This is a genomic window from Nonomuraea sp. CA-218870 (assembly GCF_050936535.1).
Classification (GTDB): Bacteria; Actinomycetota; Actinomycetes; order Streptosporangiales; family Streptosporangiaceae; genus Nonomuraea; species Nonomuraea corallina.
In genome coordinates this window covers 4,974,395-4,994,549 of sequence record NZ_JBNJMN010000001.1, presented here as the reverse complement: position 1 = coordinate 4,994,549, position 20,155 = coordinate 4,974,395, and the positions used below count along the sequence as shown (strand labels likewise).

Below are 20,155 nucleotides of genomic sequence, written 5' to 3'. Positions count from 1 at the left end.
CGGGTTCGTACCGGCCCTTTTCCGTCAGATCGTGTCGATCTCGGCGAGGTCGATGTCCATGTCGAACGGGACGGTGACCTTGACCCGGTCGCGGTGGATGCCGGTGGGGACGTAGGCGCAGGTGGCGGGGTCGAGCTCGTAGACGTAGACGACCGGCCTGCCGGAGTCGTTCTCGACCCGCCAGAAGTGCGGGATGCCCGCCTCGGCGTAGAGAAGCGGCTTGCGCCTGCGGTCGCGCGAGCGGGACTCCGGCGAGACGACCTCGATCGTCAGCAGGACATCCCGGGCGCGATAGTACGTCTGCTCAGGGCTCTCGTCCGCCTCTGCGCGGATCACGCTGATGTCCGGCTCCGGCCGCTGGTCCTTGGCGAGAATGATGCTCATCTCGCGCCGTATGCGCAGCTCGGAGGGGACCGTACGCCGGAGTGAGGCGACGAGAAGGTCGACTGTGCGCGTATGGAAGGACGCCTGCGGGCTCACGAGCACCAAGCTTCCATCAATCAACTCGGTGTGCGCAGGCAGTTGCGGTATGTGATCGAGGTCTTCGGCTGTGAAACCCTCCGGAGGCGGGAAGATCCAGTCGGGCAGCGAGGACTCTGGCGCCATGGCAATGCTCACCGCTTCGGCCGTCATGGTCTTACGGTAGCAACGTACCCCGCTCACCGTCCGTGAACGCGGGGCTCTGGCTTGCTGCCAGAATGCCGTTCATGAGGCAGCTACTCGTCTTCCATGAGCGTGAGGACGCCGAGAAGGTCGCCGAGACCCTCGGCGAGTGGTTTCCGGAGCGGGGTGTGCCCCGGGTGGTGCGGGAGACGCTGGCAGGGGAGGACGACGCCGAGGACGCGCAGTGGCTCGTCGTCGTGGCGGGGCTCGACGAGGCGAGTCTGGCCCGGGTAGACGAGCTGGTCGAGCGCCATGAGGGATGGCGTGAGGAGGGGTGAGCGGCGCCGACCCCCGCCGCTGCGGTGACGGGGGCCGCGCCGAGGGCTACCGGCTCGGCCGGCGCCCTCACCGAAGGCGCTCGAAACGCGGTGGTCAGGCGGGTGCCTGCTCGGCTCGGCGCTCCCGCTCGGCCAGGGCGTGCTCGTCGGTACGGGAGTCGTAGCGGCGGAACGACGGCAGGGCGGCGGCGAGGGCGGCCACCGCGGCCACGCAGAGCACGCCGCCCGCGCCCAGCGAGAACCTCGTCCCGCCGAGCTGGCTCATGAGTGAAGCTCGGGTGTTGCCCAGCATCGGGCCGGTCGAGAGCGAGCCGACCGCCCCCGCCGAGTACAGCAGCCCGGTCGCCGACTCGGCTCCGTACTGCTCGGCGGAAGAGCGCGGTGGACATGGCGAACACCATCGCGACGATGTCCACGAGGTAGGCGCCCATGAGATCCCTGCGCCGGACGGCGTAGCGGACGCCCTCGACCAGGGAGCGGAGCGAGGCCGGCGCCGCGTCCGCGGCCGGCGGGCGCGAGCCGATCCGCCACAGCAGCGCCATCGAGAGCAGGAAGCTGGCGGCGTCCGGCCCGTACGCGGCCGCCGGCCCCAGCTCGGCCACCATCCAGCCGCCCAGCGCGGGCGCGACGATGGAGCTGGAGCTGACCCGGCTGGAGACGGCCCTGCCCGGCCCGGTCCAGGCGCCGGCCATCTCCGCCTACCCGGTCGCCGCCCAGGACGTCGCGCTGATCGTGCCCGACTTCACCCCGGTGGCGGACGTCGAGGTGGCGCTCCGCGACGGCGCGGGCGAGCTGCTGGAGTCGGTCCGGCTGTTCGACGTCTACACCGGAGCCCAGGTGGGCGAGGGCAACAAGTCGCTCGCGTACGCGATGCGGTTCCGCGTCGGCGCCCAGCTGCGCTCCGCCTGACGAGTCAAGGGCCGGTACGGGTTAGTACCGGCCCTTTTCCGTCAGATCGTGTCGATCTCGGCGAGGTCGATGTCCATGTCGAACGGGACGGTCATCTTGGCGCGGTCGTGATGGATGCCCGTGGGCACGTAGGCGCGGGTGGCGGGGTCGAGCTCGTAGACGTAGACGACAGGCCTGCCGGAGTCGTTCTCGACCCGCCAGAAGTGCGGGATGCCCGCCTCCGCGTAGAGCAGGGGCTTGCGCTTGCGGTCGCGCTCCTCGGATTCGGGGGACACCACTTCGACGGCGAGGGCGACGTCGCCGGCCGAGTAGTAGGTGGCTGAGGAGCGGACGTCGGCGCCGGGCTTGAGAACGATCAGATCCGGCTCCGGGCGCTGTCTGGGACCGAGTTTGACGCTCATCTCGCGGCGCACGCGGTAGCCCTTCGGAGCAGCACGGCGCAGACCGGCTTCCAACAGGTAGATCGTCGAGGTGTGGAAGTCCAGCTGCGGGCTCACGAAGACCAAGCTTCCGTCAATCAACTCCGTGTGCGCAGGCAAATGCGGAAGGTGATCGAGGTCTTCTGCCGTGAAGCCCTCGGGGGGAGGGAAGATCCAGTCGGGCAGCGAGGACTCTGGCGCCATGGCAATGCTCACCGCTTCGGCCGTCATGGTCTTACGGTAGCAACGTACCCCGCTCACCGTCCGTGAACGCGGGGCTCTGGCTTGCTGCCAGAATGCCGTTCATGAGGCAGCTACTCGTCTTCCATGAGCGTGAGGACGCCGAGGAGGTCGCGGCGACGCTCGGCGAGTGGTTCCCTGGCCTGGGCGTGCCGCGGGTGGTGCGCGAGACGCTGGCAGGGGAGGACGACGCCGAGGACGCGCAGTGGCTCGTCGTCGTGGAAGGGCTCGCCGGGGAGAGCCTGGCCAAGGTGGACGAGCTGACCGAGTGGTTCGAGGGGTGGCGCGAGGAGGGCTGATGTGGCGCGGGCTCCCGCCGCTGCGGTGGCGGGGCCCGCGCCGGGGGCTCCCCGGCTTCGCCGGTACGGAGCCCTGTGCCGGATGGCTAGGGGAGCCGCTCGAACGGGGTCGGAGTGCTGCCGGTCCAGCGGTGGAGGCGGGAGTGGGCCGTCTGCTTGGTGACGCCGTCCTCGGTCACGGTGCCGGCGTCCACCAGGTAGAAGCGGCCGTCGTCCAGCGAGGCCAGCCCGTACTCACCGGAGGACTCCCAGCCGCGGACGCCCGACGCCTCGTGGTGCAGGCCCTCGGGCGCGAGCGTGAGCAGGTCGCCCTGCTCCGGCTGCGGCTGTCCCTCGATCGGTCCGCGCACCGGGCGGGTGGCGGCGTCGACGGTGAACATCGAGTAGTTGGGGAACTGCGGCTTGGCGCCCTTGTAGACGGCCATCAGCCACTTGCCGGTGTGGCCGTCGTACTCCAAATTCTGGACTCCGTACCGGGTGTTGCCGGTGCGGACGAAGTACTTCCCGTCGACCTTGGCCGGGCCGGAGGTGTGCGGGGCGCTCTGGGTGAGCGGGCGCTCGTACTTGCGCCACTTGGTGATGTCGTACTGGAGCAGCACCTGGTGGTCGTTGTCCTGGCGCGCGGTGTTGGAGTAGACGCCGTAGGCCACGGTCAGCTTCTGCTTGCCGTGCCGCTTGCCGAACTCGGGGCCGAACGCGACGCCGTCGATGCCGCTGCAGCCGTAGCGGTGGTCGGGGGTGTCGGCCACGTTGCCGTCGAAGACGCCGTCGCCGTTCATGTCGGCGCTGTAGTCGTCGACCACCTCCTTGAGGTGGACGGCGGTCACGACGTCGGAGGTCTCGGCGTCCATGCCGAGGCTGGTGATGCGGTCGACGTCGAAGATGGCGATGTAGAACGCCTGCGCGTCCTTGTATTCCAGCGACCCGTACACCCGGCGGTCCTGACGGTTGAAGTCGAGGTCGCCGAGGTGGCCGGTGAAGCCGGTGACGGAGCCGACGGGCTTGCCGGACAGGTCGGTCTTGACGAGCAGGTTGGTGAAGGAGAAGTACATGAAGCCCTTCTTCTCGTCCACCGCGATCCCCTGCACGTGTCCCGCCTGCCAGGCGCCGCCGTACACCTCCGCGGGGAACTCGGGGCGCGGCGCCGCGTGGGCGGCGGAGGCGCTGCTGACGAGGGCCGAAGCCAGGACTGCCGTGAGTAGTGCGTATGCCACCCGCATGTGTACGTTACGTACCCTTCTTTGATCTTTCTTGAGCGCAAATGACGCTAAAGCTGCAAGTTAGATCTTTACTGACTTCCACATGACAAGTCCATGACCGTCCGTGGAAACATCGGAGTGGCAAGCGGAAGCCCCCGCCGGGGCGAGGGCCATGAGGGAGAAGGGTCAGACGCTCGGCACCTTGTCCAGGAAGCCGAGCACCTTGCTGATGCGCCCGTCCTCGGCCAGCTCCACCACGTCGAAGCCGGTCGCCACCGGCTCCCCGCCTTCCGGGCCGAGGTGCCAGGTGAAGCGGGCGATCCCGTGGTGGGCGTCGTACAGCTCGCCGGGGGTGAAGACCAGGCCGGGGAACATCCCCTGGGCGCCCTCGATGACGGCGGCGATGCCGGCGTGCCCGGCGACGTCCGCCAGCGGGTCGGTGTACGTCGCGTCCTCGGTCCAGACGCCGGCCACGGCCTCGGCGCGGGCGGCGGGGTCGGTCTCGTTCCAGGCGGCCATGTAACGCTCGACGAGGTTCGTCATGATTTATCAGCCTTTCAGGTGATTAGCGAAGCTTGCGGAGACCGGCGATCTGCAGCACGGCGAACCCGGCGACCACGAGGGCCTGGAGGATCGCCCACACCGCGCCGATCGTGGTGAACGCGAGGAGACCGGTGACGACCGCGACGATGCTTGCCAGTGCCCAGACGACGTTCAGACCGACCACGACCCGGGTGCCCGCCTCGCTGACCTGGCGGCGGCCCGCGAGGAGACCGACGGCGATCCCGTACGCGAGCAGGAAGATCCCGATCCCACGCAGCAGGCCCGCGTCCGGCCCGAGCAGGTCGCTCAGAAGGCCGGCGGCGGCGAGGTAGGCCAGGCCGTTGACTCCTGTGACGACGGCGTCCACGGCGAGCACGAGCCGCAGGAAGCCGGCGCGGCCGGTGGTGGTGCCCGTGAGGTCACTGGTGGGGGTGCTCATTCTCGCGTCTCCTTAGGTGTTCGCTCCGACACCCGCAACGGTGCCAGCGAGCACATAGGCCACGCGATTACGTGGAAGGTAATGCGATCTGGTGCAGACATGCTGACCTGGCGATATGTCATGAAAAAGCGGCCCACCGGTCGAGGGCGGGCCGCTTCGCGCGTCGTCAGGCGCCGAGGACCTCCCTGCGCAGACGGGTCTTGAGGATCTTGCCGCCGGGGTTGCGCGGCAGCTCGTCCTCGCGGAACCAGAACCGCACCGGCACCTTGAACGCGGCGATCCGCCCGCCGAGGAACGCCCGCAGCTCCTCGCCGGTGGCCGAGGCGCCCGGCGTTAACCGGACCACCGCGCCCACCTCCTCGCCCAGCTCGTCGTGCGGGACGCCGATCACCGCCACGTCGTCCACCGCCGGGTGCTCGAAGAGCGCGGCCTCCACCTCGGCGCAGTAGACGTTCTCGCCGCCCCTGATCAGCATGTCCTTGGCCCGGTCGACGATGTAGACGAACCCGTCCTCGTCGATCCTGGCCAGGTCGCCGGTGTGCAGCCAGCCGTCGACGAACGTCTCGGCGGTGGCCTCCGGCTTGTTCCAGTAGCCGAGGATGACGTTGGGGCCGCGTACGCAGAGCTCCCCGACCTCGCCGGGCGGCAGCTCGGCGTTCGCCGGGTCGACCACGCGCACGTCGACCACGGGGGAGGGCCTGCCGATGCTGTCGGGGTGGGTCTGGTAGTCGGCGCCGCCGTTGCCGATGGCCAGCGCGGTGGTCTCGGTCATGCCGTAGCCGTTGGACGCGGCGCGGGCGGGCAGGTTCTCGGTGATGCGCTCCAGCAGCTTGGGCGGGGCGGGCGCGCCGCCGTAGCCGAGGGTGTTGAGCGACGACAGGTCGTGCTTGGCGAAGTCGGGATGGGACATCAGCTGCCAGGCGTTGGTCGGCACGCCGATCATGGCGCTGACCTTCTCCCGCTCGATCAGCTTCAGCGCCTGGCCCGGGTCCCACTTGTACATGAGCACCAGGCCGCCGCCGCTGAACAGGGTCGTGGTCAGCGCCGAGAAGCAGCCGGTGACGTGGAACAGCGGCACGGTCAGCAGCGTCACCCGGCGTACGGCCGTGGCCTCGCCGGGGTCCTTGCCGGTCATCGCGGCAGCGCGGTAGAGCCCGTAGGCGACGGTCATCGGCGACTGGCCCAGGTTGCGGTGGCTGCCGAGCGCGCCCTTGGGCCGCCCTGTGGTGCCGGAGGTGTAGAAGATGGTGGCGGGGTCGTCGGGGGACAGCTCCACCTCGGGCAGCGTGACGTCGGCCCTGACCTCCCCGAGCACTTCCGCGAACGTCCGGGCGCCGGGAGGCGCCTCGCCCCTGGCGACGATCATCGGCACGCCCGTGCCGGCCAGCCTGAGGGCCCGCTCGTCGTCGGCGATGATCACCTTCGCGCCGGAGTCGAGGACGCCGTAGGCCAGCTCCGGCTCGGTCCACCAGGCGTTCAGCGGCACCGCGACGGCGCCGGCCGCGAGCACGGCCGAGAAGGCGATCGACCATTCGGGGTAGTTGCGCATGGCGACGGCCACCCGGTCGCCCTTGCGCACGCCGTAGTCGGCGATCAGCCGGTTGGCGAGGCTCGCGGCGCGCCGGTAGTGCTCCTCGAAGGTGACGTGCTCGTCCTCGTAGACGAGGAAGACCTTCTCGCCGTGCCATCGGCTGTTCTCCAGTAGCTGGCGGAAGTGGGTGGGCGCGTGCTTCCAGGTCCGGATGCCGGTATCGCCGATCTCCTCCATCTCGAAGAGCTGACCTGGTCCGGTGAGCTGGGCTTCGACCTGGGCATGCGAAAGGCTCATGGCGCAGAACTCCCACGGGACGGCTGTCGGGTACATCACAGTACCGACCGGTAGGTACGTTGCGCTAGACAGCGGTTCACCGGGGCGGCCCACCACGGTGAGGGTTCCGTCATGGTCTCGATATACGGTGAGCGGGTTGCATATCCATCCTCTGCAGTGCATCATTCTATCAGTAAGACCATGAGGTAGGATGCATGACTATGCAGGAGGTCGGCATGAGAGCAGCGGTCGCCGGAGCCAGCGGCTACGCGGGCGGCGAGTTGCTCCGCCTGCTGCTCGGCCATCCCGAGCTGGAGATCGGCGCGCTCACCGCGGCCTCCAGCGCCGGCAGCCGGCTCGGGGCGCACCAGCCGCAGCTGCCGCGGCTGGCCGATCGCGTCATCGAGGACACCACGCCGGAGACGCTCGCCGGCCACGACGTCGTCTTCCTCGCGCTCCCGCACGGCCACTCGGCGGCCATCGCCGCCCGCCTCGGCGACGACACGCTGGTCGTCGACTGCGGCGCCGACCACCGGCTCGCCGACCCGGCCGCCTGGGCGGAGTTCTACGGCGGCGAGCACGCCGGCACCTGGCCCTACGGCCTGCCGGAGCTGCCCGGCCAGCGCGAGGTGCTCAAGGGCGCCCGCCGCATCGCGGTGCCGGGCTGCTACCCCACCTCGGTCCTGCTCGCGCTGACGCCCGCGTTCGCGGCGGGCCTGGCCGAGCCGGACGTCGTCGTGGTCGCCGCCAGCGGCACCAGCGGCGCCGGCAAGTCGCTCAAGGCCAACCTGCTCGGCAGCGAGGTCATGGGCTCGGTCAGCGCTTACGGCGCCGGCGGCGTGCACCGCCACACCCCTGAGATGGAGCAGGGGCTGAGCGCGGCGGCCGGCGCGCCGGTGCGGGTCTCCTTCACTCCCACCCTCGCCCCGATGAGCCGCGGCATCCTGGCCACCTGCACCGCCCCCGCGGCGCCCGGACTCACCGGCGCGGCGCTGCGCGAGGCGTACGAGGAGGCGCTGCGCGCGGAGCCCTTCGTGACGCTGCTGCCGGAGGGCGTCTGGCCCGCCACCGCGATGACCTACGGCGCCAACACCGCCGCCCTGCAGGTGACGCTCGACGAGCGCGCCGGCCGGGTGCTGGCCGTCATCGCCATCGACAACCTGACCAAGGGCACGGCCGGAGGCGCGATCCAGAGCGCCAACCTGGCCCTCGGCCTGCCCGAAGAGCTCGGTCTCCCCACGAACGGAGTTGCTCCATGAGCGTGACCGCACCCCTGGGCTTCCGGGCCGCGGGCGTGGCCGCCGGCATCAAGTCCGGCGGCGCCCGCGACCTGGCGCTCGTCGTCAACGACGGGCCGAACCGCGCCGCCGCCGGCGTCTTCACCGCCAACCGGGTGAAGGCGGCGCCGGTGCTCTGGTCGCAGCAGGTCCTGCGCGGCGGGCGGCTGCGGGCGGTCGTGCTCAACTCGGGTGGCGCCAACGCCTGCACCGGCCACGAAGGGTTCCAGGACACGCACGCGACCGCCGAGAAGGTGGCGGAGCTGCTGGCCGACTCGGCGGGTGAGATCGCGGTCTGCTCGACCGGCCTGATCGGCGAGCGGCTGCCGATGGACGCGGTGCTGTCCGGCGTCGAGCAGGCCGCCGCCAAGCTGTCCCGCGACGGCGGCCTCAACGCGGCCGACGCCATCCGCACCACCGACACGGTCTCCAAGATCTCCTTCAAACGCGGCGACGCGGCCGCCGCGCCCAGAGGTCTCTCTTCCACGCAGTTCGGGGGGTCCTCGGGGGGCGGAGCCCCCCGGGGGTACATGGTGGGTGGCATGGCCAAGGGGGCCGGCATGATGGCGCCCGCCCTGGCCACCATGCTCTGTGTGATCACCACTGACGCCGAGCTGACCGCCGAGGAGCTCGACGTGGTGCTGCGCCGGGCGACGTCGGTGACCTTCGACCGGCTCGACACCGACGGCTGCATGTCCACCAACGACACGGTGCTGCTGCTGTCCAGCGGCGCCGCCGGTGTCCGGCCCGACCTGGCCGAGTTCGAGCAGAAGGTGACGGAGGTCTGCGCCGACCTGGCCCGGCAGCTCCTGGTCGACGCCGAGGGCGCCAGCAAGGCCATCGCCATCGAGGTGGTGGGCGCGGCCTCGGAGGACGACGCGGTCAAGGTCGGCCGCGCGGTCGCCCGGTCCAACCTGCTCAAGTGCGCCATCCATGGCGAGGACCCCAACTGGGGCCGGGTGCTGTCCGCGGTCGGCACGACCGACGCCGAGTTCGAGCCCGACCGGCTCAACGTGGCGATCAACGGCATCTGGATCTGCCGGGGCGGCGCCGTGGGCGACGACCGTGACAAGGTCGACATGCGTCCGCGGGACGTCACCATCACCGTCGACCTGTCGGCCGGCCCGCACACCGCCACCGTGCACACCACGGACCTGACGGCCGACTACGTCCACGAGAACTCGGCGTACTCCACATGAGGGCCGCGCAGGAGAAGGCGGCGGCCCTGATCGAGGCGCTGCCGTGGCTGAAGCGTTTCCACGGCGCGACCGTCGTCATCAAGTACGGCGGCAACGCGATGATCGACGAGACGCTCAAGGAGGCGTTCGCCGAGGACGTCGTCTTCCTGCGGTACGCCGGTCTGCGGCCGGTCGTGGTGCACGGCGGCGGCCCGCAGATCAACGCCCACCTGGACAAGCTGGGCATCGAGTCGACGTTCACCGCCGGGCTGCGGGTCACCACTCCGGAGGCCATGCAGGTGGTCAGGATGGTGCTGGTCGGCCAGGTGGGCCGCGACATCATCGGCCTGATCAACCACCACGGCCCGTTCGCGGTCGGCCTGTCCGGCGAGGACGCCCATCTGTTCACCGCCGAGCGCAAGAACGCCGTGGTGGACGGCGAGGCGGTCGACATCGGCCAGGTGGGCGAGATCGTCAAGGTGGAGCCGGGCGCGGTGGAGGCGCTGCTGGCCGACGGGCGTGTCCCGGTCGTGTCGAGCGTCGCCCGTGGCACCGACGGAGAAATCTACAATGTAAACGCGGATACCGCGGCGGCCGCGCTGGCCGTGGCGCTCAAGGCGGAGAAGCTCGTCGTGCTCACCGACGTCGAGGGCCTGTACGCCAACTGGCCCGACGACACCGACGTCATCGACGAGGTGGACGCGGCCGAGCTGGAGCGGATGCTGCCCACGCTGTCCAGCGGCATGGCGCCCAAGATGGAAGCCTGCCTGACCGCCGTACGCGGCGGCGTGCCGCGCGCCCACGTGCTCGACGGCCGGGTGCCCCACGCACTGCTGCAGGAGATCTTCACCAACGAAGGAATCGGAACCATGGTGGTGCCCTCATGACCAGCCTGTACGAGCGGTTCGAGCAGGTGTTCATGCCCAACTACAGCGTCCCCCCGCTCGCGCTGGCCAGAGGCGAGGGCGCCCGGGTGTGGGACGTCGAGGGCAACGAGTACCTCGACTTCATCGCCGGCATCGCGGTCGTCTCCCTCGGCCACGCCCACCCCGCGCTGGTCGAGGCGGTCTCCAGGCAGGTGGCGACGCTCGCCCACACCAGCAACCTGTTCCTGCACGAGCCCGAGGTGCTGCTGGCCGAGAGGCTGACGGGCCTGCTCGGCGCGCCCGCCCGCGTCTTCTTCGCCAACTCCGGCACCGAGGCCAACGAGGCCGCCTACAAGCTCGCGGTCAAGTACGGCAAGCGCACCGGCCGCTCCTACTTCGTGGCGGCCGAGAACGGCTTCCACGGCCGCACGATCGGCGCGCTGTCGCTGAGCGGCAAGAAGTCCATCCGCGACCAGTTCGGCCCGTTCCCGGTCGACGTCCGGTTCGTCCCGTACGGTGACGCGGACGCGCTGAAGGCGGCCGTGACCGGCGAGTGCGCGGCGGTGTTCCTGGAGCCGACGCAGGGCGAGGCCGGCGTGGTGCCGCCGCCCGACGGCTACCTGGCGGCGGCCCGCGAGATCTGCGACGCCACGGGCGCGCTGCTGGTGGCCGACGAGATCCAGTCGGCGATCGGGCGCACCGGCCACTGGTTCGCCCACCAGGCCGACGGCGTCACGCCCGACATCCTGACCCTGGCCAAGGGGCTCGGCGGCGGGCTGCCGATCGGCGCCTGCGTCGGCTTCGGGGAGGCCGGCACGCTGTTCGAGAAGGGCGACCACGGCTCGACCTTCGGCGGCAACCCGGTGTCCTGCGCCGCGGCGCTGGCCGTGCTCGACCACGTGGACCTCGGCCACGTGCGGGAGGTCGCCGAGCGGCTGCGCGGCGGGCTCGAATCGATCGCGCATCCGCTGCTGAAGGGAGTGCGCGGGCGCGGGCTGTGGCTGGCCGCCGTGCTCGACGAGCCGATTTCTGGGCAGGTGCAGAAAGCGGCCCAGGAAGCGGGCTTTCTGGTCAACGCCGTCCAGCCGGACGCGGTGCGGATCGCGCCCCCGCTGGTCGTGACGGCGGCGCAGGTGGACGCCTTCACCGCGGCGTTCCCGAAGATCCTCACGGAGGCGAGCAAGTGACGACGAGGCACGGCGCGGACCCGGCGCGGGTCAGGCACTTCCTGCGGGATGACGACCTGTCGCCGGGCGAGCAGGAAGAGGTGCTCGCCCTGGCGGCGGAGATGAAGCAGGACCGCTTCGGCCACCGCCCGTTCGAGGGACCCAGGACCGTGGCGGTGCTGTTCGACAAGCCGTCGGCCAGGACGCGGATCTCCTTCCACACCGGCATCGGCGAACTGGGCGGCCTGCCGCTGATCGTCGACGGCGTCTCCACGCTCATGGGCCGCGGCGAGCCGATCGAGGACATCGCCCGCGTGCTCGACCGCCAGGTGGCCGCCATCGTGTGGCGCACCAACGGCCAGGAGCTGATCGAGACCATGGCCGCCAACTCCGCGGTGCCGGTGGTCAACGCGCTCACCGACGAGTTCCACCCCTGCCAGATCCTCGCCGACCTGCAGACCGTGCGCGAGCGGCTCGGCCGCACGACCGGCCTGACGCTCGCGTACGTGGGGGACGGCGCCAACAACATGGCCAACTCCTACCTGCTGGGCGGCGCCACCGCCGGCATGCACGTGCGGATCGGCGCCCCGGCCGGTTACCAGCCCGACGCCGTCGTGCTGGGCCGGGCCGCGTCGATCGCCGCCGCCACCGGCGGCTCGGTGGTGGCGGTGTCCGACCCGGTCGCCGCCGTCCGGGGGGCGCACGTCGTGGCCACCGACACCTGGGTGTCGATGGGCCAGGACGGCAAGGAGGACCGGGTCCGGGACCTCATGCCCTACCAGGTGAACGCCGAGCTGCTGGCGCACGCCGACGGTGAGGCGGTCGTGCTCCACTGCCTGCCCGCCTACCGGGGCAACGAGATCACCGCCGACGTCCTGGACGGGCCGAGCAGCGCCGTGTGGGACCAGGCGGAGAACCGGCTGCACGCGCAGAAGGCGCTGCTCCACTGGCTGGTGACCCGGCCGTGACGATCCCGATGACCAAGGCGGCCCGGCACGCGAGGATCACCGACCTGCTCCAGCGCCAGCCGGTGCGTTCGCAGCCGGAGCTGGCCAAGCTGCTGGCCGAGAGCGGCGTCGAGGTCACCCAGGCCACGCTCTCGCGCGACCTCGACGAGCTGGGCGCGCTGAAGCTGCGCGCCGAGGACGGCTCGCTGGTGTACGCGCTGCCTGGTGAGGGCGGCGGGCGGATCCCGCGGGCCAGGCTCGGCACCGGCGAGTCCCCGGCCGCGCGGCTGCACCGCATCGCCGAGGAGCTGCTGGTCGGGGCCGAGGCCTCGGCCAACCTCGTCATCGTCCGGACCCCGCCGGGCGCGGCCCAGTTCCTCGCCTCCGCCATCGACCACGCCGACTGGGAGTCGATCCTGGGCACGGTCGCCGGGGACGACACGATCCTGGTCATCAGCCGTGATCCGCAGGGCGGCCAGGTTCTCGCGCAGGCGCTGCTGAAGGCGGCCGACCGGCGCGCCTAGACCGAAGATTCCCTACTTTATGGAGATGGAGCAATGACGGAGAGAGTGGTCCTGGCATTCTCAGGAGGCCTTGATACGTCGGTGGCCATCCCGTTCCTCGCCGAGAAGATGAACGCCGAGGTCGTCGCCGTCGCGGTGGACCTCGGCCAGGGCGGTGAGGACATGGACGCCATCCAGAAGCGCGCCATGGACTGCGGCGCCGTCGAGTCCGTCGTCGTCGACGCCAAGGAGGAGTTCGCGGCCGACTTCTGCGTGCCCGCCCTCCAGGCCAACGCCCTCTACATGGGCCGCTACCCGCTGCTGTCGTCGCTCTCGCGCCCCCTCATCGTCAAGCACCTGGTCAGCGCGGCCAAGCGGTTCGGCGGCACCATCGTCTCCCACGGCTGCACCGGCAAGGGCAACGACCAGGTCCGCTTCGAGGCCGGGCTGGCCGCGCTGGCCCCCGGCCTCAAGGTGGTCGCCCCGGCCCGCGACTTCGCCTGGACCCGCGACAAGGCGATCGAGTTCGCCGAGCGCAAGGGCCTGCCGATCGAGACCACCAGGAAGAACCCGTTCTCCATCGACCAGAACCTGTGGGGCCGCGCCATCGAGACCGGCTTCCTGGAGGACATCTGGAACGCGCCCAGCGAGGACGTCTACGCCTACACCGCCGACCCGTCGGCGCCGCGCGAGCCCGACGAGGTGGTCATCACCTTCGAACAGGGCGTCCCGGTCCAGCTCGACGGCCGCCCGCTCACCCCGTACGAGATCATCGCCGAGCTGAACGCGCGGGCCGGCGCGCACGGCGTCGGCCGCATCGACATGGTCGAGGACCGGCTGGTCGGCATCAAGTCGCGCGAGGTGTACGAGGCGCCGGCCGCGATCACGCTCATCACCGCGCACCAGGAGCTGGAGAGCGTCACCGTCGAGCGCGACCTGGCCCGCTTCAAGCGCGGCGTCGACCAGCGGTGGGCCGAGCTGGTCTACGACGGCCTGTGGTATTCGCCACTCAAGCGCGGGCTCGACGCGCTCATCGCCGACGCCCAGCGGTACGTGAGCGGCGACGTCCGTATGACCCTGCACGGCGGCCGCGCGACCGTCACCGGCCGGCGGTCCGAGCACTCCCTGTACGACTTCTCCCTGGCCACCTACGACACCGGCGACACGTTCGACCAATCGCTGGCCAGAGGTTTCGTACAGCTGTTCAGCCTGCCTTCGAAGATCGCGGCGGCTCGCGACGCGAAGCAGGGGTGAAGTGCACTATGGTCGCGGAGGACGTGCGGTGAAGGTTGACATGCGGTGAAGGCTGAGGAGAAGACGGTGAGTGATGGCAAGCCGATGCGGCTGTGGGGCGGGCGTTTCGAAGGAGGCCCGTCCGACGCGCTGACCCGGCTGTCGGTGAGTGTGCACTTCGACTGGCGGTTGGTGCCGTACGACCTGGCGGCGTCCAGGGCGCACGCCCGCGTCCTGCACAGGGCGGGGCTGCTGAGCGGCGAGGAGCTGCAGCGCATGGTCGGCGCGCTCGACGACCTGGAGCGAGCCTGCAAGGCGGGCGAGTTCCGGCCCACCGTCGCCGACGAGGACGTGCACACCGCGCTGGAGCGCGGCCTGCTGGAACGGCTCGGCACCCTCGGCGGCAAGCTCCGCGCCGGCCGCAGCCGCAACGACCAGATCGCCACCGACCTGCGTCTCTACCTGCGCGACCACGTCCGCACGATCGTCTCCCGCCTGGTGGAGCTGGAGACGGCGCTGATGGAGCAGGCCGAGCAGCACGCCGAGACGGCCGCGCCCGGCATGACCCACCTGCAGCACGCGCAGCCGGTGTCGTTCGGGCACCAGCTGCTCGCGCACGTGCACGCGTTCGCCCGCGACATCGACCGGCTCACCGACTGGGACAAGCGGGCCGCGGTCTCGCCGCTCGGCTCCGGTGCGCTGGCCGGCTCGTCGCTGCCGCTGGACCCGCAGGCGGTCGCGCAGGAGCTCGGGTTCGACGCCGCCGCGCCCAACTCGATGGACGCGGTCGCCGACCGCGACTTCGCGGCCGAGTTCCTGTTCGCCGCGGCCCTGATCGGCACCCACCTGTCGCGGCTGGGCGAGGAGATCGTCCTGTGGGCCTCGCAGGAGTTCCGCTGGATCGAGATGGACGACGCCTACTCCACGGGCTCGTCGATCATGCCGCAGAAGAAGAACCCCGACGTGGCCGAGCTGGCCCGCGGCAAGTCCGGCCGCCTGATCGGCAACCTGATGGCGCTGCTGACCACGCTCAAGGGCCTGCCCCTCACCTACAACCGCGACCTGCAGGAGGACAAGGAGCCGGTGTTCGACTCCGTCGACACGCTGCTGCTGGTCCTGCCCGCGATGGCCGGCCTCGTCTCGACCATGCGGGTCAACACCGCCCGCCTGGAGGCGTCGGCCCCCGACGGGTTCGCCCTCGCCACCGACCTGGCGGAGCTGCTGGTGCGGCGCGGCGTGCCCTTCCGCGAGGCGCACGAAGCGGTCGGCCACCTGGTGGTGTGGTGCCAGGTCAACGACAAGGATCTCGGCGACCTCTCCGACGACGAGCTGACCAAGGTCTCGCCGCGCCTGACGCCCGACGTCCGCGACGTGCTCAACGTCCCCGGCGCGCTCGCCGCCCGCAAGGCCCACGGCGGCACCGCCCCGGACCGGGTGCGCGACCAGCTCGTGGCGCTGCGCGAGGCGGTCGACGCCCAGGCGGCCTGGGCGGCCGGATCCTGAGCGGGGTGCTGAGCACGGCCCCGCTGCCCCGCGCCTTCTTCGACCGGCCGTCCCACGAGGTGGCGCCCGACCTGCTCGGGCGCCTGATCGTGCACGACGGCGTGGCCGTCAGGCTCACCGAGGTCGAGGCGTACGGCGGGCCGGGGGAGGATCCCGCGGCCCACACCTACCGCGGCCGGACGGCCCGCAACGCCGTCATGTTCGGCCCGCCCGGCCACCTGTACGTGTACTTCACCTACGGCATGCACTTCTGCGCCAACCTGGTCTGCCTGGCCGAGGGCCTGGGCTCGGCGGTGCTGCTCCGGGCCGGCGAGGTCGTCGGCGGCGCCGCCCTGGCCCGGTCGCGGCGGGCCGGCCGGGGAGCGCCCGCCGGTGACGGCGGCCCCAGGCCGGTGGCCGACCGCGACCTGGGACGCGGGCCGGCCAGGCTGGCCGTGGCGCTCGGGCTGCTGCGCGAGCACAACGGCGCCGACGCCATCTGGGAGGGCCCGCCCGGCGCGATCCCCGCCGTCACCCGCCTGACCGGCGCCGTGCCGCAGGCCCAGGAGCCGCCGGCGATGCCCGCCGGATCGGCGGTCGTGCTGGAGGGCCGCCCGCCCGAGCAGGCCGCGATCAGGTCGGGCCCGCGCACCGGGATCTCGACGGCCAAGGACACCCCGTGGCGGTTCTGGATCGACGGCGACCCGACCGTGTCCCCGTACCGGGCTCACGTGCCGCGGCGGCGCAGCTCCGCGGCCACCTCCGTGGGAGAGGCGCCGAGGTCGTGAGCGCTGAAGATGTGCAGGTGGTCGCCGGTGTCGATCTCCAGCATCTCGCTGCGCAGCCCCCACCGCCTGCGCACGTCGACCTTGACGTCCCAGATCGCCTCCCACGGCACGTGGCGCTTGCCCGCGAACCCGTGCACCACGGTGATGCCGTCCTCGTCCATCGACAGCCGCACCGGAGCCAGCACGTCGCGCAGCCCCATCGCGCCCACCAGCACCGCCGCCGGCACCGCGAGGATCACTCCGCGCAGGTCACCGCCGAAGAACCAGTACACTCCGAGCCCGGCGCAGGCCAGAGCCCCTAAGATCTTGAAAACAGCCAGCTCGCGACGGACCTTCCACATGGTGCCGAGGCTATCCAAGTGGCGGCGTCCGGTCGCGATCAGGCAGGCTGTAACCATCACCCTCTACCAGGAAAGCCAGCATCGTGACCGACATTCTCGATGAGCTCGAATGGCGCGACGTGATCGCGCAGACCACCGACATCACCGCCCTGCGCGAGGCGTTGTCGAAGGGTCCGATCACGGTCTATGCGGGCTTCGACCCGACCGCACCGTCGCTGCACGTCGGCAACCTGGCCACGCTGCTGATCCTGACCCGCTTCCAGCGCGCCGGCCACCAGCCGATCGGCCTGGTCGGCGGCGCCACCGGGCTCATCGGCGACCCGAGCGGCCGCAGCACCGAACGCGCGCTCAACACCAGCGACGTGGTCGCCGAGTGGGTGGCGCGGATCCGGGTCCAGGTGGAGAAGTTCCTGTCGTTCGAGCCGGGCCCGAACGCGGCCACGCTCGTCAGCAACCTCGACTGGACCGCCGAGCTGTCGGCGATCGACTTCCTGCGTGACGTCGGCAAGCACTTCCCGGTCAACCGGATGCTCGCCCGCGAGTCGGTCTCGGCCAGACTGGGCGGCGAGGGGCTCAGCTACACCGAGTTCAGCTACCAGATCCTGCAGGCCAACGACTACCTGGAGCTCTACCGGCGGCGCGGCTGCACCCTCCAGCTCGGCGGCAGCGACCAGTGGGGCAACATCACCGCGGGCGTCGACCTGATCAGGCGGGTCGAGGGCGCCCACGTGCACGCGCTCACCGGCAAGCTGATCACCAAGGCCGACGGCACCAAGTTCGGCAAGACCGCAGGCGGCGCCGTCTGGCTCGACCCGGCGCTGACCACGCCCTACGCGTTCTACCAGTACTGGCTCAACGCCGACGACCGTGACGTGATCCGCTTCCTCAAGGTGTTCACCTTCCGCTCCAGGGAGGAGATCGGGGAGCTGGAGAAGTCCCTCGCCGACCGGCCGTTCGCCCGCGAGGCGCAGCGGACGCTCGCCGAGGACCTCACCACGCTCGTGCACGGCCCCGACGAGCTGGCCGCCGCGGTCGCGGCGTCGAAGGCGCTGTTCGGCCAGGGATCGCTGCAGGACCTGCCGGCCTCCACCCTGGCCGCGGCGCTGGCCGAGGTGCCGAAGACCACCGTGCCGGCGCTCGGCGCGCCGCTGGTCGACCTCATGGCCGACAGCGGGCTGGTCGATTCCAAGTCGGCGGCCCGCCGCGCGGTCAAGGAGGGCGGCGCCTACCTCAACAACACCAAGATCACTGACGAGGCGTACGCGCCTACCGCCGACGACCTGCTCCACGGTCGCTTCCTCGTGCTGCGGCGCGGCAAGAAGTCGGTCGGCGGCGTCGAGGTCGGCTGACCTCAGCCGTCCTTCCTCGTGTAGAGGGCGACCGTCAGGCCCGGCAGGTCGGGCGAATGCCACGAGCTCTCCAGCTCGTACCCGGCATCCTCGACCTCCTTCACCCGGTCCAGGCGGTCGCCCGCGGACTTGGCGCCGCGCCACACCACCCACACCCGCTCGCGCCCGCGCAGCGCGCCGGCCACGGCGACCCGCTCGCGATAGCCGAACCCGGTGGGCGCCGGTTCGCGGCCGAGCCGGAGCACGTCGTCCGGCCACGGCACGGTCCCGTACCCGTCGAGCCCGTAGTAGGCCGGGCCGTAATAGTCGAAACCGGCCCGGATCTGGCTCTGCCCGTACACGATCGCGTCGCCCGGCCGGGCCTGGATCCGGGCGACGGCCCACGGGAAGCTCTCGTACCGGCCGTTCTCCTCCCGGAGCTCCGCGTGCCGGTACGCGCCCGCCGCCACCGACGCGGCGACCAGCGCGCAGCAGACCGCCACCGGCACCCGCCCGCGCCCGGCCTGCGCGGCGGCCAGCGCCGCCAGCAGGGCCAGCGCCGGAGCCGTCACGAACAGATAGCGATCCACATACACCGGCATGACCAGGTGGGACACCGCGAGCAGCAGCAGCGGCGGCAGCACCAGCCAGCCGAGCAGCGCACCCGCCCAGCGCGCGGGCGAGAGCACGGAGGGCGAGGCGGCCTGTCCCGCACGGGCCGCGTCCGTCGCGTGGGCTGGGCCGGTCGCTCGTCGCGGGTCGGGTGGGGCTGCCGCGCGGTTCTTCCGTGACGTCGCCAGGAGCGCCACGCCGATGAGTGCCGCCGTGAACAGCAGGACCCCGGCCTCGGCCGCCCCCGCCGCCATCTTCGAGAACAGCAGCAGCACGTCGGGGCCGCGCTGCGGGATCCAGCTGATCGCGTGCCGTTCCCCGTACCCGATGAGACCCAGCACCAGCGCGGGCACGCAGCCCGCCGCGAGCGCGGCGAGCATCCGCGCGAGCGTCTCGCGCCTGACCAGCAGCAGGTGGGCCGGGAGCACCAGCACCGCGAACAGGTGCGTGCAGCAGACCAGCGCCACCGTCGCGCCGTAGGCCACCCAGCGCCGGGTGTCCGGCCGCTCCAGCGCCCGGTGCAGCGCCCAGAACGACAGCACCGCCGCCGCGGCCGTGAACGCGTAGGGACGGGCGAAAGCCCCGTAGTACGACACCGACGGCAGCGCCGCCAGCAGCGCCGCCGCCGTCACCCCCGCCCGCGTGCTGTGCAACCGCCTGCCGAGCGCCACGAGCAGGCCGGCCGCCGCACTGATCGCCAGCGCCGACGGCAGCCGCAGCCACAGTTCGGCCGTGCCCGCCAGGGCCCACACGTGCATGAACAGGTAGTAGGGCAGGAAGTGGCCGTCGATGTGCTGGGCCAGCTCCCACAGCCCGGCGACCGAACGGGTGGCGGCGCTGACCGTGGCCAGCTCGTCGCCGTTCAGCGTCGCCGCCCCCGACCCGCTGAACGCCACCCCTGCGGCCAGCACGGCCATCGCCCCTTCCGCGTAGGGCCCGCGAGCGCGGGTCCGGGCGGGTGGGGGAGCAGGGGTCAACGTGGCGGCTCTGGTCACCGGGGCAGAATACGCCGCATAGGCTCTGAGACATGCCGAAGGTGATCATTTTCGATTTGTACGGTGTGATCGCTCGTACCCAGACAGATGAGGCGAAGCAGCAGCTCGTGGACCTGGCCGGGGTGTCGGGGGAGGCGTTCTGGGACGCCTACTGGGCGTGCCGGCCCGCCTACGACGCCGGGCAGGAGTCTCGCGAGTACTGGGCGGCGGTGGCCGCGCGGCTCGGCGTGGATTTCGCCGACGTGCCGGCTTTGGCGGCGGCCGACCTGGAGAGCTGGTCGCTGGTGGACCCGGAGATGGTGGCTCTGGTGCACGAGCTGGCCGATCGCGGGGTCAAGCTGGGGCTGCTCTCGAACATCATCGAGGACCTGGTGCCGGTCTGGGAGCGTCACCACGGCGAGTGGCTCGGGCGGTTCGACGCGCTGACCTACTCGTGCCGGATCGGGGTGGCGAAGCCGGACCCGCGTGCCTACCGCATCTGCGCGGAACGGCTCGGGGTGGCGCCGCAGGACGCGCTCTTCTTCGACGACAACGAGGCCAACGTGGCGGGGGCGCGTGCCGCGGGGATGCCGGCCGAGCTGTTCACCTCGCCCGACCAGGTCCGGGCTCACGTCGGATCCTGACCAGGTCCTGGCCATATCGG

Annotated in this window: 22 protein-coding genes and 1 pseudogene; 14 read left to right on the top strand and 9 right to left on the bottom strand. The window is 71.4% G+C overall.

Annotated elements, in window-relative coordinates:
- Nucleotides 1-24 precede the first annotated feature (24 nt).
- Nucleotides 25-606, bottom strand: coding sequence for a Uma2 family endonuclease (locus ACQEUU_RS24085; RefSeq protein WP_433071962.1), 582 nt, complete (start codon nucleotides 604-606; stop codon nucleotides 25-27).
- 101 nt (nucleotides 607-707) lie between these two features.
- Here ACQEUU_RS24085 and ACQEUU_RS24080 point away from each other — a divergent pair, with 101 nt between their 5' ends.
- Complete coding sequence (locus ACQEUU_RS24080; protein WP_433069601.1) at nucleotides 708-941, top strand: hypothetical protein; 234 nt, start codon at nucleotides 708-710, stop codon at nucleotides 939-941.
- 94 nt (nucleotides 942-1,035) lie between these two features.
- Here ACQEUU_RS24080 and ACQEUU_RS24075 read toward each other — a convergent pair whose 3' ends face one another.
- Complete coding sequence (locus tag ACQEUU_RS24075) at nucleotides 1,036-1,206, bottom strand: hypothetical protein (protein ID WP_433069598.1); 171 nt, start codon at nucleotides 1,204-1,206, stop codon at nucleotides 1,036-1,038.
- A gap of 416 nt (nucleotides 1,207-1,622) precedes the next feature.
- Between ACQEUU_RS24075 and ACQEUU_RS24070 the strand changes: the two are divergent.
- Nucleotides 1,623-1,823: pseudogene (locus ACQEUU_RS24070) on the top strand (hypothetical protein); the annotation flags it as partial.
- Nucleotides 1,824-1,891: 68 nt separating this feature from the next.
- On the opposite strand, the gene ACQEUU_RS24065 reads toward ACQEUU_RS24070, so the two are convergent.
- Nucleotides 1,892-2,500: a Uma2 family endonuclease gene (locus ACQEUU_RS24065; RefSeq protein ID WP_433069595.1), complete on the bottom strand. Its 609-nt coding sequence runs from the start codon at nucleotides 2,498-2,500 to the stop codon at nucleotides 1,892-1,894.
- A 74-nt stretch (nucleotides 2,501-2,574) separates the two neighbouring features.
- Here ACQEUU_RS24065 and ACQEUU_RS24060 point away from each other — a divergent pair, with 74 nt between their 5' ends.
- The gene (locus ACQEUU_RS24060; RefSeq protein ID WP_433069593.1) at nucleotides 2,575-2,808 is read left to right on the top strand and encodes a hypothetical protein; all 234 of its coding nucleotides are present in this window, start codon (nucleotides 2,575-2,577) and stop codon (nucleotides 2,806-2,808) included.
- An 86-nt stretch (nucleotides 2,809-2,894) separates the two neighbouring features.
- Here ACQEUU_RS24060 and ACQEUU_RS24055 read toward each other — a convergent pair whose 3' ends face one another.
- From ACQEUU_RS24055 to ACQEUU_RS24040, 4 genes are all read right to left on the bottom strand, one after another.
- Entirely contained in the window at nucleotides 2,895-4,022 is a 1,128-nt protein-coding gene (locus ACQEUU_RS24055) for a hypothetical protein (RefSeq protein WP_433069590.1), read from the bottom strand.
- 171 nt (nucleotides 4,023-4,193) lie between these two features.
- The gene (locus tag ACQEUU_RS24050) at nucleotides 4,194-4,550 is read right to left on the bottom strand and encodes a nuclear transport factor 2 family protein (RefSeq protein WP_433069587.1); all 357 of its coding nucleotides are present in this window, start codon (nucleotides 4,548-4,550) and stop codon (nucleotides 4,194-4,196) included.
- 22 nt (nucleotides 4,551-4,572) lie between these two features.
- Nucleotides 4,573-4,989: a hypothetical protein gene (locus ACQEUU_RS24045; RefSeq protein WP_433069584.1), complete on the bottom strand. Its 417-nt coding sequence runs from the start codon at nucleotides 4,987-4,989 to the stop codon at nucleotides 4,573-4,575.
- Nucleotides 4,990-5,155: 166 nt separating this feature from the next.
- Nucleotides 5,156-6,817: a class I adenylate-forming enzyme family protein gene (locus ACQEUU_RS24040; RefSeq protein WP_433069581.1), complete on the bottom strand. Its 1,662-nt coding sequence runs from the start codon at nucleotides 6,815-6,817 to the stop codon at nucleotides 5,156-5,158.
- A gap of 200 nt (nucleotides 6,818-7,017) precedes the next feature.
- On the opposite strand from ACQEUU_RS24040, the gene argC reads away from it, so the two are divergent.
- The 9 genes from argC to ACQEUU_RS23995 all read left to right on the top strand — a co-directional run bounded on the left by argC (nucleotide 7,018) and on the right by ACQEUU_RS23995 (nucleotide 16,236).
- Nucleotides 7,018-8,055 carry an N-acetyl-gamma-glutamyl-phosphate reductase gene (gene argC, locus ACQEUU_RS24035; RefSeq protein ID WP_433071961.1) on the top strand — a complete coding sequence of 346 codons (1,038 nt, stop codon included), beginning with the start codon at nucleotides 7,018-7,020 and terminating at the stop codon, nucleotides 8,053-8,055.
- Entirely contained in the window at nucleotides 8,052-9,272 is a 1,221-nt protein-coding gene (gene argJ / locus ACQEUU_RS24030; RefSeq protein ID WP_433069578.1) for a bifunctional glutamate N-acetyltransferase/amino-acid acetyltransferase ArgJ, read from the top strand. The genes argC and argJ overlap by 4 nt, the downstream gene beginning before the upstream one ends.
- A complete protein-coding gene (argB, locus tag ACQEUU_RS24025) occupies nucleotides 9,269-10,138 on the top strand; it encodes an acetylglutamate kinase (RefSeq protein ID WP_433069576.1) in 870 nt (289 codons plus the stop codon). The genes argJ and argB overlap by 4 nt, the downstream gene beginning before the upstream one ends.
- Entirely contained in the window at nucleotides 10,135-11,304 is a 1,170-nt protein-coding gene (locus tag ACQEUU_RS24020; protein ID WP_433069573.1) for an acetylornithine transaminase, read from the top strand. The genes argB and ACQEUU_RS24020 overlap by 4 nt, the downstream gene beginning before the upstream one ends.
- Complete coding sequence (gene argF, locus ACQEUU_RS24015) at nucleotides 11,301-12,251, top strand: ornithine carbamoyltransferase (RefSeq protein ID WP_433069571.1); 951 nt, start codon at nucleotides 11,301-11,303, stop codon at nucleotides 12,249-12,251. Before ACQEUU_RS24020 ends, argF begins: the two co-directional genes overlap by 4 nt.
- 8 nt (nucleotides 12,252-12,259) lie before the next feature.
- Nucleotides 12,260-12,754 carry an arginine repressor gene (locus ACQEUU_RS24010; RefSeq protein WP_433071959.1) on the top strand — a complete coding sequence of 165 codons (495 nt, stop codon included), beginning with the start codon at nucleotides 12,260-12,262 and terminating at the stop codon, nucleotides 12,752-12,754.
- Between the two features lie 33 nt (nucleotides 12,755-12,787).
- Nucleotides 12,788-13,987, top strand: a complete 1,200-nt coding sequence (locus ACQEUU_RS24005) for an argininosuccinate synthase (protein ID WP_433069568.1) — start codon at nucleotides 12,788-12,790, stop codon at nucleotides 13,985-13,987.
- Nucleotides 13,988-14,071: 84 nt separating this feature from the next.
- Complete coding sequence (gene argH / locus ACQEUU_RS24000; protein WP_433071957.1) at nucleotides 14,072-15,469, top strand: argininosuccinate lyase; 1,398 nt, start codon at nucleotides 14,072-14,074, stop codon at nucleotides 15,467-15,469.
- 5 nt (nucleotides 15,470-15,474) lie between these two features.
- Nucleotides 15,475-16,236, top strand: coding sequence for a DNA-3-methyladenine glycosylase (locus ACQEUU_RS23995; protein WP_433069565.1), 762 nt, complete (start codon nucleotides 15,475-15,477; stop codon nucleotides 16,234-16,236).
- Here the strand turns inward: ACQEUU_RS23995 and ACQEUU_RS23990 are convergent.
- Nucleotides 16,176-16,577, bottom strand: coding sequence for a PH domain-containing protein (locus ACQEUU_RS23990; protein WP_270159753.1), 402 nt, complete (start codon nucleotides 16,575-16,577; stop codon nucleotides 16,176-16,178). The genes ACQEUU_RS23995 and ACQEUU_RS23990 overlap by 61 nt on opposite strands.
- Before the next feature lie 83 nt (nucleotides 16,578-16,660).
- Between ACQEUU_RS23990 and tyrS the strand changes: the two genes are divergently transcribed.
- A complete protein-coding gene (gene tyrS / locus ACQEUU_RS23985) occupies nucleotides 16,661-17,926 on the top strand; it encodes a tyrosine--tRNA ligase (protein WP_433069562.1) in 1,266 nt (421 codons plus the stop codon).
- A gap of 2 nt (nucleotides 17,927-17,928) precedes the next feature.
- Here tyrS and ACQEUU_RS23980 read toward each other — a convergent pair whose 3' ends face one another.
- A complete protein-coding gene (locus ACQEUU_RS23980; RefSeq protein WP_433069559.1) occupies nucleotides 17,929-19,434 on the bottom strand; it encodes a glycosyltransferase family 39 protein in 1,506 nt (501 codons plus the stop codon).
- A 110-nt stretch (nucleotides 19,435-19,544) separates the two neighbouring features.
- Here ACQEUU_RS23980 and ACQEUU_RS23975 point away from each other — a divergent pair, with 110 nt between their 5' ends.
- On the top strand, nucleotides 19,545-20,135 hold the full coding sequence (locus ACQEUU_RS23975; protein WP_433069556.1) for an HAD family hydrolase: 591 nt from the start codon (nucleotides 19,545-19,547) through the stop codon (nucleotides 20,133-20,135).
- The last annotated feature ends 20 nt before the right edge of the window (nucleotides 20,136-20,155 follow it).